At 56.8% G+C, this 14481-nt stretch carries 10 protein-coding genes; 6 read left to right on the top strand and 4 right to left on the bottom strand.

The annotated features are described in order from the left end of the window. Positions 1-61: 61 nt before the first annotated feature. Positions 62-901 carry a hypothetical protein gene (locus ACSEXW_RS01060; protein ID WP_438444229.1) on the bottom strand — a complete coding sequence of 280 codons (840 nt, stop codon included), beginning with the start codon at positions 899-901 and terminating at the stop codon, positions 62-64. Between the two features lie 77 nt (positions 902-978). Then, on the bottom strand, positions 979-2040 hold the full coding sequence (locus tag ACSEXW_RS01055; RefSeq protein ID WP_438444228.1) for a YlbL family protein: 1062 nt from the start codon (positions 2038-2040) through the stop codon (positions 979-981). A 183-nt stretch (positions 2041-2223) separates the two neighbouring features. Here ACSEXW_RS01055 and ACSEXW_RS01050 point away from each other — a divergent pair, with 183 nt between their 5' ends. Continuing rightward, positions 2224-3351 carry a S1C family serine protease gene (locus ACSEXW_RS01050; RefSeq protein WP_438444227.1) on the top strand — a complete coding sequence of 376 codons (1128 nt, stop codon included), beginning with the start codon at positions 2224-2226 and terminating at the stop codon, positions 3349-3351. Between the two features lie 21 nt (positions 3352-3372). Beyond that, positions 3373-5274, top strand: a complete 1902-nt coding sequence (locus tag ACSEXW_RS01045; protein WP_438444226.1) for a copper amine oxidase N-terminal domain-containing protein — start codon at positions 3373-3375, stop codon at positions 5272-5274. 59 nt (positions 5275-5333) lie between these two features. On the opposite strand, the gene ACSEXW_RS01040 is transcribed toward ACSEXW_RS01045, so the two are convergent. Next, on the bottom strand, positions 5334-8273 hold the full coding sequence (locus ACSEXW_RS01040) for an EAL domain-containing protein (RefSeq protein WP_438444225.1): 2940 nt from the start codon (positions 8271-8273) through the stop codon (positions 5334-5336). 251 nt (positions 8274-8524) lie between these two features. On the opposite strand from ACSEXW_RS01040, the gene ACSEXW_RS01035 reads away from it, so the two are divergent. After that, entirely contained in the window at positions 8525-9307 is a 783-nt protein-coding gene (locus ACSEXW_RS01035; RefSeq protein ID WP_438444224.1) for an alpha/beta fold hydrolase, read from the top strand. A gap of 118 nt (positions 9308-9425) precedes the next feature. Here the strand turns inward: ACSEXW_RS01035 and ACSEXW_RS01030 are convergent, their stop codons facing one another. Next, positions 9426-10115 carry a DUF7002 family protein gene (locus tag ACSEXW_RS01030; RefSeq protein WP_438444223.1) on the bottom strand — a complete coding sequence of 230 codons (690 nt, stop codon included), beginning with the start codon at positions 10113-10115 and terminating at the stop codon, positions 9426-9428. Between the two features lie 194 nt (positions 10116-10309). Between ACSEXW_RS01030 and ACSEXW_RS01025 the strand changes: the two genes are divergently transcribed. Genes ACSEXW_RS01025 through ACSEXW_RS01015 form a run of 3 tightly spaced genes read left to right on the top strand, consistent with a single transcriptional unit; the run spans position 10310 to position 14364 of the window. Beyond that, positions 10310-11314 (top strand): substrate-binding domain-containing protein, encoded by a 1005-nt coding sequence (locus tag ACSEXW_RS01025; RefSeq protein ID WP_438444222.1) that lies wholly within the window; start codon positions 10310-10312, stop codon positions 11312-11314. Between the two features lie 31 nt (positions 11315-11345). Further along, on the top strand, positions 11346-13181 hold the full coding sequence (locus ACSEXW_RS01020; RefSeq protein WP_438444221.1) for a cache domain-containing sensor histidine kinase: 1836 nt from the start codon (positions 11346-11348) through the stop codon (positions 13179-13181). After that, a complete protein-coding gene (locus tag ACSEXW_RS01015; protein ID WP_438444220.1) occupies positions 13156-14364 on the top strand; it encodes a response regulator in 1209 nt (402 codons plus the stop codon). The genes ACSEXW_RS01020 and ACSEXW_RS01015 overlap by 26 nt, the downstream gene beginning before the upstream one ends. Positions 14365-14481: the final 117 nt, after the last annotated feature.

Below are 14481 nucleotides of genomic sequence, written 5' to 3'. Positions count from 1 at the left end.
TAATACACTTGTCTTCCACAAACAAAAACCCCCTCCAGCCGGTGGCTGAAGGGGAGTGAATTTAGGGCTGGGACAGCCACTGGATGGCCTTCAAGGCATTGTCGGGCTTGGCCGCATTGATCCGGATGACGGCGATGCGGTCTCCCGCGGGAAGATTCAGACTCTTGAGTGCCGGGCTGTTCGACACCTCGATGCCGACCCATTGGGTGCCTTCCTTCTCGATGTCCAGCGTGCGGCGCTTCTCCTTGGCAGTGGCGGACAGCGCGGGCTGGTTCTCGAGATTCAAGAAGGCGCCTTGTTTCCCGTACTTCTCGAAATTGCCCTGATCCATGATATACAAATCAGCTTTGTCCGCCGCCATGGAGATCATGGCCTTCTGAAGCATCGCCATACCATATTCGTCCTTGGGATCCATAGGAGCAAACTGCTCGACCAGGTGAATGTCCTTCCACTCCTTGATCCCTTCCAGCATCTTCACCTCGAAGGGCTGCGGGTTCTGGATCTGGTAGTCCATGAAGAGAGTCACCTTCAGGTCCGCCCGGGCGATCCGCTTCTCTTCATTCCGGCTGTCAATGACGCTCGATGCGGTATAGATAATCAGGACCAAGGCAAGGATGGAGCCGATGATGTGCCAGCGGTAATATTCGTAGATATAGCCGATCCGGGCCGCAGTCTTGCTCTTGGGCTCCTTCTGCTTGATCTCCTCTTCGATGGCCGCCCCTTTGATGAAGTTATAGGCCTCGGTAATCTCGGACATCGTCGGCTCCCCCGCAGCACGATCCTCCTCGTCCGTGCGGTTCCTCTTCTTCCGAAGCAGCAGGGCGTACCGGTTCTCGACGTCCTCTTCGGTTGCATTCTCGTCCAGTCCCAACGTAGAATAAGCTTTTTTCATGTCCAGCATGGTGGTGTGCTTCCTCCTAATTTATACGGACTTCTCTATCTCCATCCTATTATGAAACGGGCAGTAAGGAAAGAGGGTTATTGCTCCGGGAGCGCGGCCAGGAAATCGGCGGCTTCCTTCAAGGTTCCCACGGGCACCAGCTTCATGGAGGTAGAGTAGGAACGCAGGAATTGCTCCGCGTCCTTCTGGTTGGAATCCGTCTCCCCCATGTCCTTCGGCACCAGAAAATACTCGGCGCCTTCCCGGCTGGCCGCCACCAGCTTGAAGCGGATGCCTCCGATCTGCCCGACGTTGCCGTCGGCATCGATGGTGCCTGTACCGGCGATCTTGCGGCCCCGGGTGTAATCCTTCTGCTCCAGCTTGGAGACGATGTCGAGGGAGAGCATCAGGCCGGCGGAGGGCCCTCCGATATCATCCAGGCGGAAGCGGATGGGGAGATCCGGAACGGCCTTCTGCACTTGGGCGTGATAAAAGCCGATGCCCAGCCGAGGCGTGCCGTTCTCGGAATCCAGCTCGATGACCGGAACGTTGGCTTCCACGGTCTTGCTCCCGCGCTTGATCTGGAGGAGCACGGTATCGCCCTTCTTCTTGCCCTTCAACTGGCCGGCCAGATCTTGGACGGTCTTCACGGGCTTGCCGTCGGCCGCGATGATGATATCGCCCTCGTGCAGCGATTTGGCTGCAGGAGCATTGGGGAGGAAGGATCGGATGATGACGCCGGTCTGCTCCACTTGGATGGGCTTGCCCAAATAATGATAGGCGGCCAGAACGGAGCTGGCCTCGGAATCCACCCGCATCCACTCCGTCAGCTGTTGGTAGGCGTCCACGTCGGAGACATTGCCGATGGCCTGCTCGACAGGGACGGTTTCGGTATAATCCTCGGTCAGCCGGACGAAGGCATACTCGAGAATGCCCGGCTTCACGTGCTGGAATACGGTGGTGAAGAGGAAGTCACCCTTTTCCGTCCAGCGGGAGTCCGCTACGGTGACCCGGGTTTTCACCTGCTCGGCGGAGCCCGGCGTCTTCAAGAAGTAGGGAAGCGGATAGAAGGTAAGCACTCCCAAGACGGCCAAGGAGGCGCCTGCCGCGATGAGCCGTCTTCTGCTGCGGCGGCTGTGCAGGATCGAGGAGATAGGCATGGGATCAGGACCTCGCTGCTTTTTCTTCCATCATACCGGGTTTGGGGAGGCGTTTGCAATCTCATAACGTTCACAATTGATGTGACATAATTCGACAGATTATGCAAAGGGGGCTCATTAATATGGAGTGGTATGGAATGGTAAAAAACCTAGTTCTAGTTATCGCAAAGGGAAGTGAAATGGATGGCATCTAAGAAGGCGGTATTATGGATCATTACGATCATGCTGTTGGCCGGAGGAACACCCGCCGCGGCGGCGGGGACGAAGAAGGCCAGCATGGACGCCAAATGGATTGACGGCGAGCTGTTCGTGAAGGCCAGCGCCGTTGTTTCCGCTTTGGGGGCGGATGGTGAGTACGACGCAGAATCCGGGACCTTCACTCTGACGCAGCCCAACCGGGTGGCGGAGGTCGTTAAGACTGCTTCTCCGGCCATCGTGGCAATTATCGGCAAGCCGGAGGGCGAAGGACGCAGCGCATCGCTGGACGACCGGTATAATCTGGCTCACGGCACGGGATTCGTAGTGGAAGAGGACGGCTGGATCATCACGAACGCCCATGTAGTCAAAGGGATGAAGAAGCTGGTGGTAGTCACTTCCGAAGGCAAACAGTACGAGGCGAAAGCACCATATGTGGATGAAGACAGCGATTTGGCCATGGTGAAGATTGAGGCAAAGGGGCTGACCGTTATTCCTCTGGCGAATACGGCGGACGTGGAGGTTGGAGATTCTGTTGTGGCCATTGGAACTCCCATTTCCTTTGCCCTTCGGAATTCAGCCTCTGCCGGCATCATCAGCGGGGTGAACCGGGCGGTTCATTCCACCTATAAGCTGCTTCAGACCGATGCGGCGATCAATCCCGGAAACAGCGGCGGGCCTCTCATGAATATGAAGGGGGAGGTCATCGGCGTGAACTCCCTGAAATTCGCCGCGGTTGGGGTGGAGAGTCTGGGCTTTTCGATTCCTGTGGATACGGTCCGCTATGTGATGGACCAATTCCACCGGTTTGGCCGGGTTAAGCGTCCGGTTCTAGGCTTCGAGGTGGAGGAGAGCTGGGCGGCGGTCGTGGGACTTCCTACGGATGAACCGATGACCGTTAAGAGAGTGGAGCGAGGTAGTGCTGCAGATAAGCTGGGCATCCAAGCGGGCGACATCCTATACTCCGTCGATGGTGTCAATGTGAAGTCTGAAATTGATCTCAATGAATTCCTGAAGGCTTATTTGCCGGGCGATAAAGTGAAGCTGACCCTCCTGTCCCAAGGGGACCTGGTCAACCGCACCATCACGCTGGCTGAAGCGGTAACAGACCATTAACCTTAAGAGGAGAAGTGCCCGATGAGACTCATCAGTCAGATGAAGAAGGTATTCTTAACTTTAGCTTTAGCCGTCTTTTGCCTCTTCTCGGCAAGCGCTGTTCATGCTGCGGATGCGGATCAGCTCGATATCGAGCTGCAGCTCGACCGTGAGACAGTGATGATCAATGGAATGGAGTCCAAGGGGGCTGCTCCCTACTTATCCAACGACACCACACTGGTGCCGATGCGGGTTATCACGACCGCATTCGGTGCCGTACTGCAATGGGATGGAGATACCGAAACCATTACGCTCAAATACGGCGGTCAGACCGTTAAGCTGGTCATTGGCAGTCTGAAGGCAGAGGTCAACGGAACGGAGAAGCTGCTATCAGCTGCTCCTGAATTGAAGAATGACACGACCATGGTTCCGATCCGGTTCATTTCCGAAACCTTCGGTGCTAAGGTAAGCTTCGATGATGCCACTGGCACCATTAAAATTACCGGAGCCAAATCCGGCGGCACGTCCGGCAGCACAGGGATGGACATTGATGCAGGGAAAACCAAGATCGGCAACAGCTATTACGGCTGGAGCATGAAGTACCCGACGGATCTTCGGAAGGATCAGATTTCTTTCCGCGAGGATGCCGTGAAGTTCAACCAAGCGGATGGCGAGTACCAGCTGATTGTATGGATTGAGGAGGATCATAGTCCGGTCAGTTCGGAAGCTCTGTTAAAGAGGCTGTCCGAAGAAGTGGAGGGCAATGAAACGGTCCTCGACAAGAAGACGGTCAAAGACGGCGACATGACTTACGCCAAGATCGTGGCCAAGGACAAAGAGGGCTATTACGAGCACCGGGCTTACCAGTCGGACGAACGCCTCTATTTCCTCCACCTGATCGTCAAGAAGGAAGAGAATTTCAAGAATGCGGAGAAAACCAAATCCTACAGCGATCTGCTGAATAGCTTCCGCCCGTCCTATAACAAAGAGGATGGGAGCATCAAAGATCTGTCTACGGTGAAGGACGGCAGCCGTCCTTACAACAACGAAGACCTCGGATTAAAGGTACAGATCCCGGCCGAATGGAGAATGTCTAAGAACTCCCAATGGCAAAACTTCTACAGCGAGGACAGCACCGAAGCATTAACCGTTCGCATGACCTCCATTGCCGATCAGGATACCCTGGAGAAGTGGGTTCAACGCGAAATGGATGACATGAAGGCGGATCTGGTATCGGATGCCTTGAAGATGGAGCAACCGATACCGATTGAAATCAACGGAGCCAAAGCCATTAAGCTGAAGTACTCCACCAAGCTGAGTGATCAGTGGTCCACCATCTACGGCTATTACATGTTCAAAGGAAATTATAAATACGAATTTGATGTCGTATTCACGAAGGGGAAGGATAACTCGGTACTGGCGGATACGCTGCTGAAGTCCATTGAGCTGACGGGCAAAATCAACACCTCCTACGGCTTTATCGAGGACGACCGGGATTTCGTGGATCGGACCAAGGTTGAAGAGCATAAATTCAAAACCGAGAAATTCTCGGTTTCCGTTCCGCATTACTGGACCCAGGAGAAAAATGACAAGGGTTCCGTCATTTTCTCGGCTAGTGCTGGCGTTGTCTCCGTCACTGTAGTGGATGGCAGCCTGGAGCAGTACAAGCGGGCGGTGGATTATGCCATGGAACAATCCGGCAACGCCTCCTCTGATTTCAAGGTGACTTCCAAAGGCCCGACTCAGCTTGCCGGGCAATCAGGCTACAAATGGGAATACACGACCAAGAGTACCAACGGTGCCGCATTCAAGAAGACGACTTATGCAGCCGCCAAAAACGGGAAATTGTATCTGATCGACGTTGTCATGAATCAAGCGCACGGAACAGGGGCCAATACAGCCATGTTCAACGCCATCGTGGATTCGTTCCGGATATTGGATTAACAAGTCCCAAAGAAGAAGGGTACCTCGCAAGCGGAGGTACCCTTCTTCGTGTTCGGATGCTAGGGGTTCGCTGCGTATCGGTCCAAGAAGGTAAAGACCTCCCGCTCGGGAAGCGGCTTGCTGATCAGATACCCTTGGATGGTGTCGCAGGAATTGAGCCGCAGGTATTCCATCTGCTCCTGCATCTCCACCCCCTCGGCCACGACCTCGAGGCCGATCTGATGACCGATGGTGATGATGGCCTCGGTCAAGGTCTTCTCCCCATTGCGGCCGGGAACCTGATCGATGAAGGATTTGTCGATTTTCAGGGTCGTAATGGGCAGCTGCATGAGGTAGCTCAGGGAGGAATAACCGGTGCCGAAGTCGTCCAGCGCGATCCGGACCCCCTTGCCATGAAGAATCCGGAGCTTGCCGATGGCGTTCTCGTAGGACTCCATGAAGATGGATTCCGTAATCTCGAGCTCCAGGCATTGGGGAGGCAAGCCGGTCTCCTCCAGCACGGCTAGCACGGACTGCACGAAATCCTCCTGGATGAGCTGGATCACGGACAGGTTCACGGAGATGACCGCATCCGGGTAGCCCCGGCGTTGTATCTCTCGAATGAAGGTGCAGGCCTCCCGCAGGACCCAATCGCCGATGGGACCGATGAGCCGGCAGTCCTCCGCCACCTGGATGAAGGACAGGGGAGAGACAAAGCCCAGCGCCGGGTTGTGCCAGCGGATCAGCGCCTCGAAGCCGGTGACGGCTCCGGTCCGGAGCTCGACCTTGGGCTGGTAATAGACCATGAACTCCTGACGCTTCAACGCAAAGCGCAGATGGGTCTCGATGACCATCCGGTTGTTGAAGGTATCGGTCATGGAGGGGTGGTACTCGACCACCCGGCCACGTCCGGCCGACTTGGCGTTGTACATGGCCATGTCCGCTTTTTTCAGAAGCTCCTCGGCAGTCCTGCCGTCTTCGGGATAACGGGCCACACCGATGCTGACGGAGATGTACAGATCGATGTCGTTCACGCGCACCGGCTCCCGGAAGAACTCCATCAAGCCCGCGGCGATTCCGCTCTCCGAATCGTGGCCTCGCTTCAGGAAGAGGATGAACTCATCCCCGCTCAGCCGGTACACCGTGTCGCTGTCCTTCGTCCAGGAGGTAAGCCGGTCCGCCGCGTACCGGATCAGCTGATCGCCTGCGGTATGTCCCAAGGTATCGTTGATATACTTGAAATGATCGATGTCCACATACAGGATCGTGGCGGACCGGTCCGGCTCCTTGTCCATAAACCGGTCCAGCTCGGCCAATAGGGAGACCCGGTTCGGCATGCCGCTCAAGGCGTCATAGTAAGCCAGTTGATGAAGCTCCGCTTGGCTGTGGACCAGCGTGTTGTAGTTGTCCTGGAGCTCCTCTTGGGTGGCCGTCAGCTCCTCGTAGGTGGTTTCCAGCTCCTGATAGCTGTTGTACAGCTTGATCTCGTATTCCTTGCGCTCCGTAATGTCGATCAAGGACCCCGCCAGCCGGATGTAGCGGCCCTCCGGCCCGCTCAAGCCCTTGCCTTTGCCCTCGAACCACTTGTAATCGCCGTTCTTGCAGCGGAAGCGGTATTCACACTGGAAGTAGGGGGTCCTTCCGCTGAGATGCCCGGACATTTCCTGCTCCAGCCTATGGGAGTCCTCCGGATGAAGAATGCTGCGCCAGCCGCCAGCTACTTCGTTCAGCTCGCCGTGTTCATACCCCAAGAGCTCGTACCAGCTCTCCGAGAAGAAATAGCGGCCGCACTCCAGATCAAGATCCCAGATGACGGCTTGGGAGCCGTTCGCCGCCAGACGGAACCGTTCCTCGCTCCGGGCCAGACTGATCCTCATCCTCCGGATCCGGGTGATGTAGAAGATAAGAACGGTGATGAAGCCGATCAACACGGTGAAGGCACCGAGCGTGCTCCAAACCAGAGATTTATAGGTGCTGTAAAACGTTACGGGACGGTTGATGATCTCACTGTCCGATGGAAGACGGGTGACGGGAATATCGAACCGCTTCAGCTGCTCGTAGTCGAACACCTTGCGGATCGTACGCGCAGGCATATAGCTATGGCTGCCGACCGGTGCTCCCTTCAGGAGCTGGATGCCCAGTTGGGCGGCGGCTTCGCCTTGAAGTCTGCCGCTGGTCATGCTGCCGCCGAAGGCGCCATTGCGTAAGGCGAAGTCGTAGAGATGGTAGACGGGGACGGTGCTTTCCAGGCTGATGGCCTGGGCGGCTTCCGAGAATTCCACGACTTGCCCCAGACCGTCGCTGAAATAGGTGGTCATCAGCACAATGTCCTGCTTCCCCAAGGTCCGGACGTGGTCCAATACCTGACGGTAAGAAAGATTGTTCAGGGGGTGAAGCTTAAGGTAGGGGAACTGGCTCTCCAGCCTTTCCATCACCAAATGGCCGGTGGAAGAGCCGCTCTCCGAATTGTCGAAAAGGAGGTGGACGTCGGAGACAGACGGATTGATCGTCAAAGCGGCTTGAACGGTGCCCACGGGATCGACCTCTTCGATGATGCCGGCAACGTTCTTGGTATCGCTTAGGAGGGAGGGGAGACTCATACTGTTGACGCCGCTGAAAACCAAGGGGGCATCGTGCAGCAGATCCTTCCGGTGCTCCATGGCAAACTCCAGTGCGGTATCGTCCGTCACCATGACCAGGTCAAGTGTGGTATGAGCGTATTTATACCGGATGGTTTCGGTGAACCGCTCCAAGTTCACACCGGTAGGAAAATGCTTCCAATCCAAATATTCCACGGATGCGGTGAAGGGAATCCCGGAGCGGCGCAGCTCCTCCAGGAAGCCGTCCGACTGATCGTCCGTCCACTGAAGTCCGCTGTCGTAGGAATGAAGGATCAGGATCCGTTTGTTCGCGGCTTCCGAATGGATAAGCGGCGGATTCAGCCCGGAGGCCAATAGGGCGGTCAAGATCAGTAGGGGAACGGTGAATCTTACCCGGAAACGTTGTTTCAGACCGCTCATAATACCAGCCTCTCCATACAATGATCTCTATTTCTCTACAATATATTGTTCTGCGAGGAATTTCGACACTTTATTTATCTTTTTTACAACTTGTTGGAGATTAGACACAATCTAATTAAGCTTTTTGATGATTAGATGGGGAGAACGCAGTTACTAGAACGAACGCGGTGCCCCATATATCGCTAGATTCGGCAAGTTGGGCGGAACCCCGCATACACTGGTAGCATCATGGTTATAGCGGGAGGTTCGACATGGGATATGAGGTGACCGTAGAGCCTGGGGTTAAGCTGTATGTGGAGGATGTGAACCCTGGAGGCAAGAAGACCATTGTGTTTCTTCATGGCTGGCCGCTCTGCCATAAGCAGTTCGAATACCAATTCAATGTCCTGCCGGCTATGGGATACCGCTGCATCGGCATAGACTGGAGGGGCTTCGGGCAATCCGATAAGCCCTATCATGGATATACCTTCGACCGGTTGGCGGACGACATTCATGCGGTGATCGCTGCGCTTCAGCTGGAGAGCTTCACCCTCGTCGGACATTCCACGGGAGGAGCCATCGCCCTCCGGTATGTGTCCCGGCATAACGGATACGGGGTAGCCCGGCTGGTGCTGGTCGATGCGGCGGCTCCCACCGGCTTCACGCAGGATACCGCCCATCAGCTGCTGCAGGAAGCCTTGAACGATAGGCCGAAGATGATGCGGGGGGTGGCGGAGACCTTCTTCTTCCAATTCGTCACCGTCCCGTTCTCGGAATGGTTCATCGGACTGGGTATGCAAGCGGCCAGCTGGTCCACGGCAGCGGTAATCCGGCTTCTGCGGGATGAGCCGATGGCCTCGGATCTGCCTCGAATCCACGTCCCGACCCTGATCATTCACGGGATTCACGACAAAATCATTCCTTACCCGCAAGCCCTGGCGATGCATCAGTTGATCCCCCATTCCCAGCTGGTCCCGTTCCACTACAGCGGTCACGGGGCATTCTGGGAGGAGCGCGACCGGTTCAACCAGGTTCTGTGCCAATATATTGGATAGAGAACCGTCGTGCAGCCTGGGGATACCGCTTGCCCCAATAGCCCCGAAAGGGGTTATTTGCCGTTCGGAGCGGCTCCAACGGGTGCAACGTTCTTGTGCCCGGCATGCGCAGCCGCGTTCATACGCGGCCCAGCAGCTCCGCATACGGCCGTATCCGCTCCATCCAGCAGGCCGGGACGAAGGCTTCCGCATCGGCATAAACGGCGCGCAAATGCCGGGATACATGGCTCACCCGTTCCTCGATCAGCACCTCGTGGATTTCGGAGGATTTAACCGGGACTAATGCATCGGTAACGGTCCGAAACCGGGGAAGCGGCAAGAACATATCCGGGGTTTTCCTGTACCTGCAGGTATGGGGAAACCGCGGTGCGCTTCCCGAATCATACTTGGACAGCTTGGCGCGGGCAACGTGTTCGCTTAGCAGGGAAACCGCGTCGAATTCCAAGACGGCGAAGGGCTCCGCCGGTTCTCTTCGGGCATAGGTCTCCATCATCTTCAGGCAATCTCTCCGCGTCGGCCAGAAGAACACATGGCGGTCCAGGCATGCGCGGAATTGCTCCTGCGTCACACCGGAATAGAGCATCTGGTCGGGAATCCGAAGGTGAGGATTGATCGTAACGCGCTGATTCCCGAGCAGGAGCTCCATCGGAACGGTACGGCGGGCTCCGGTTGAACCGGGATTCAGGATGCCGCTGGACAGCAGGGCATCATAAGCGGCGATCACCTGCAGATTCCGAGCGCGTGTGAAGTGGAACAGGGATTTTCGCCCGCTGCTTCTCGTTATCTCAGCGATGATGTCCTCCACCATGGAATCCGCTCCTCCGGAGTGAAGTGTGTATGGATAAATTGCCCGTATCTTCAGGGTTCATTCCATAAATGCCGATAGAATCTCCCCGTGCCGCAGTGCGAACCTCTGTTTTGGCCGATGACAAACAGACGCGAACCGAATATAGTGAATGTAAACGCATACTATCCGGACAAGACAGGGGGAAGACCGGTAAGATGAAGAGAGTGGCGGCTATCTATTTGGTCTTGGTGTTGATCTTCGGCTTGTACGTCATCCAGTATCTGTACAAGGATACCCGGGGGCCGGTCATTCAAGAAGGAATCAAGGGCAGCATCGACGAGAAATATGTCATGGTCACCTTCCAGGCCGGAATTGAATACTGGAAGAGCTGCTTGAAGGGCTTCGAAGACGCGGCGGAGGCGCTGAACGTATCCGTGGAATACCGGGGGGCTACCCAATACGATCTAAAGGAGCAGATTACGGTGCTGGAGCATATCATTGCCCGGAAGCCGGCCGGAATCGCGCTGTCGGCCATCAATCCACAAGAGCTGTCGTCCACCATCGACAAAGCGGTGGAGGCGGGAATCCCCGTTGTGCTCTTCGATTCCGGAGCGGTCACCAGCAAGGCTTACTCGTTCTTGGCTACGGATAACGTACAGGCGGGAGTGGCGGCTGCCCGCAAGATGGCGGACATCTTGAGCGGGAGCGGGAAGGTAGCGGTAATCACTCAGCCGAATCAGTTGAACCATCAAGAGAGGACGCAGGGCTTCATGGAGACGATCCGCAAGGAGTTCCCTCGGATCGAGATCGCGGCCGTGGAGGATGGGAAGGGCGATTCACTCTCCTCCAAGATGACCATGCTGGAGGTGCTGCGAAATCATCCGGATCTGTCGGGGGTGTTCGTCACCTATGCCAACGGAGGGGTCGGTGTCGCCGAGGCGCTCAGTGTCCGACAGGACGCAGGACGGGTTAAGATCGTCAGCTTCGATACGGACAAGCAGACGCTGGACCTGGTTAAGCAGGGGACAATCTCCGCCACCATGGCGCAGGGCACCTGGAATATGGGCTACTGGTCTCTGCAGTTCCTCTTCCATGTGAAGCACGGACTGGCGAAGCCGGGCAGCTCCGCCAACCAAGGCGTCTCGACGCTTCCACCTTACGTGGACACCGGCATAACGGTAGTGACCGGCGAGAATGTGGATCGGTTCTATGCCAAGTAACGGTGAAGGCACCCGGAAGGGAGAGGTGTAGATGTGGAAATGGCTCCGGTTCGAGCTGAATGATATGCCCATCCGTTATAAGCTGATTGCCCACTTCCTTCTGATCAGCATTCTGCCCTCCATCGGAATGGGCTTCCTGGTCGGCCTCGTCTCCGACCGGGTCATCGAGCGGCAGGTCAATGACAATACGCTGCAGTTGATCAGCAAAGCGAATAAAACGCTGGAATTCTATACGACCAGTCTGCAAAATATGACGTATCTGATTTCATTCAATCCGACCGTGGCCCAGTTCCTGCAGAATCCCCGCCTGCAGGAGGACAAGGAGTACGAGCTTCGCCAATTCCTGCAGGGCTTCACCACGCTGCACACAGAGGTGTCCGGCATCCTGGTGGCGGATGCCAAAGGGGGCTACATCAGCAACGAGCTGTACGGCACCGGAGACGGAAGCTTGCGGGAGGAGGCCTGGTTCACGGAGGCGGTCCGGAACGAAGGCCTGTTCAAGGTGCTGGGTCACCCCAACGGCAGGAGGATTGCCAGCCATGCCAATTACCGCGAGGACGAGGTCATCTCCGTCGTACGGGCGATTCTGGATCCGCAGACGCAAGCGCTCCGGGGCGTGGTCCTGATTGATTTGAAGCTGCGGGTCATTGCCGAAACGGTCAAGGATGTCCGATTGGGGAAGACGGGCTATCTGATGGTGATCGACGGAACCGGGGAAAGCATCTATTCCCCCAGGAATCCGCTGGTCGAGCAGATTCCTGCAGGCTGGCTAGGCGACTCGGTCAGCGGAACCTTCTCCAAGACCATCGAAGGGGAACGCCTGCAGTTCATCTACCAGAAGTCTCCCTTCACCGGATGGACGACGGTGGGGGTATTCTCTTCCAGGGAAACCGTGCAGGAGTCGCGGCAGATTCAGTTTTTTGTCGTCAGCTTCGTCTTCGTCATCTGTCTCTTGGGGGTTGCCGCATCCCTCTATCTCTCCCACTCGATCTCCCGGCCCATCGTGCATCTGAACATGCTGATGCACCGGGCGGAGGGGGGCGATTGGAACAGCCGGTACCAAGGAAACCGGAAGGACGAGGTGGGACAGTTGGGACGCAGCTTCAACGCTATGATCTCGCAGATCGCGAAGCTGCTGCAACTGACGGAGCAGCAGGCGAAGCAGAAGCGGGAAGCGGAATTCCGGAGTCTGCAGGCCCAGATCAAGCCTCACTTCCTCTATAATACCTTGGATACGATCCAGTGGATGGCCCGGAAGGAGGGAGTGGAGGAGGTGGCCACCGTCGTCGGCTCCTTGGCGAAGCTGTTCCGGATCGGACTGAGCAAGGGCAACGACGTGATCCGCCTGACGGAAGAGATCGAGCATATCCAGAGCTATCTGGTGATCCAGAAGACCCGGTATTTGGACAAGCTGAATTATACCGTCGAGATGGACCCTGTTCTGGAACGGCTCTGGGTGCTGAAGCTGCTGCTGCAGCCGCTGGTGGAGAACGCGATCTACCACGGTATTAAGGAGCGGCGGGGTCCGGGCCACATCTCCATCGAAGCGAAGCGGGAGAGCGGCTTGCTGGTGCTGCGGGTGACGGATGACGGCAAGGGAATGACGGAGGAGGTTCTGGCGGACCTCCGGCGCAGCCTGAATGCGGTCTCGGCGGACGAGCCGGAAGGGGCCGAGGAGAAGGAACGAAGCGGCTACGGGCTCCTGAACGTTCAGGCCCGGATCCGGTTGACGTTCGGCGATGCATACGGGCTGACTGTCGAGAGCGAGTTGGGAAAGGGAACGTCGGTAACCATCCGGCATCCTTATCTGGACGATTATACGAAAGGCGAGGGGGATTGGCATGTGGAAGGTACTGATCGCAGATGACGAGCCGTGGATCCGGTCGGGCATCCGAAGCTCCGTCGATTGGCGGGTTTACGGGATGGAGGTGGCCGCCGAGGCGGAGGACGGAGAGGAAGCGCTGGAGCTGGCGGTCCGGCATGAGGTTCGGGTCATCCTAGTGGACTTGAACATGCCGATCATGAATGGACTGACCCTGATCAAGCATATCCGGGAGCAGCTTCCGGGTACCCGGATCATCATCATTACGGGGCACAATGAGTTCGGCTATGCCCAGGAGGCCCTCCGTATGCAGGTGGACGATTACATCCTGAAGCCGGTGGATCCCGCCCAGCTGAGAACGGTGCTAAGCCGTGTGGCGGGGGAGCTTGACGCAAGCGAGAAGCGGGAGGAGCAGCTGGAGCTGGCATCCAAGCAGATCGCGAAGAATCTCCCTCTATTGCGGGAGCGGTTCTGTACGGATTGGATCCAGGGGATGCTGACGGAATCCGAAATTCTGGAGCAGCTGGGCTTCCTCAAGCTGCCCGAGCGTCCCCCGGTTCAGATGGGGGTGATCCGTTGGCCTGAGATCCGTGGGGATCAGCGGATTATGAAGGAGAACGACCGGCAGCTGTTTCTGTTTGCCGTCGAGAACATGGCGGAGGAGCTGCTGCGGGAGTACCCCAAGGTCCTCTTCCGGGACCGCGCGGACTTGATCGTCGCCTGTCTGTGGGAGGAGGCGCCGGATTCGGTCTTCCACGACCTGGAGCAGGCGGTTCAGACCTACCTGAAGATTCCCGTCCAGGTCTATGCCGAGCGGGTGGACCACCCGCTTGCCGAGATCGGGGATGCCTACAGACAGTGCAAGGCCAATGTATTCAAGGAAACGGCGGTGTCCCCCTTGGTCCGGAAGGCCAGGCAGACCATCCGGGAGCAGTTCCACGACCCCGATCTGACGCTGGAATCGTGCGCGAGGCTGCTTGCGGTATCACCCGTCTATCTGAGCCGGGTGGTGAAGCAGGAGCTCGGGACCACCTTCGTGGGCTTGGTGACTGGGACCCGTATCAAAAAGGCGATCCAGCTCCTGACCTCCACCGATCTGAGCATTCTGGAGATTGCGGAGCGGGTAGGATACGAGAGCCAGCATTATTTCAGCACCGCGTTCAAGAAGGTGATGGGCATGTCCCCCAACCAATACCGCAAGGGCTCGGCTCCGGGGTCCGGCGAATAGGAAGTTGAATTTTTATAAAAAATGTAAACTTCTTCAAAAGACGCTTCGGCGTCTTTTTTGTATGCTTAAACCAGATTCACAAATGCTTCAACCCACAAAACAGGGAAACGGGAGGTC

The organism is Oryzibacillus soli (assembly GCF_051594765.1).
In the GTDB taxonomy this organism is placed as follows: Bacteria; Bacillota; Bacilli; order Paenibacillales; family NBRC-103111; genus Paenibacillus_AR.
The sequence above is the reverse complement of the archived record's forward strand: the minus strand, read 5'-3'. Positions and strand labels throughout refer to the sequence as shown.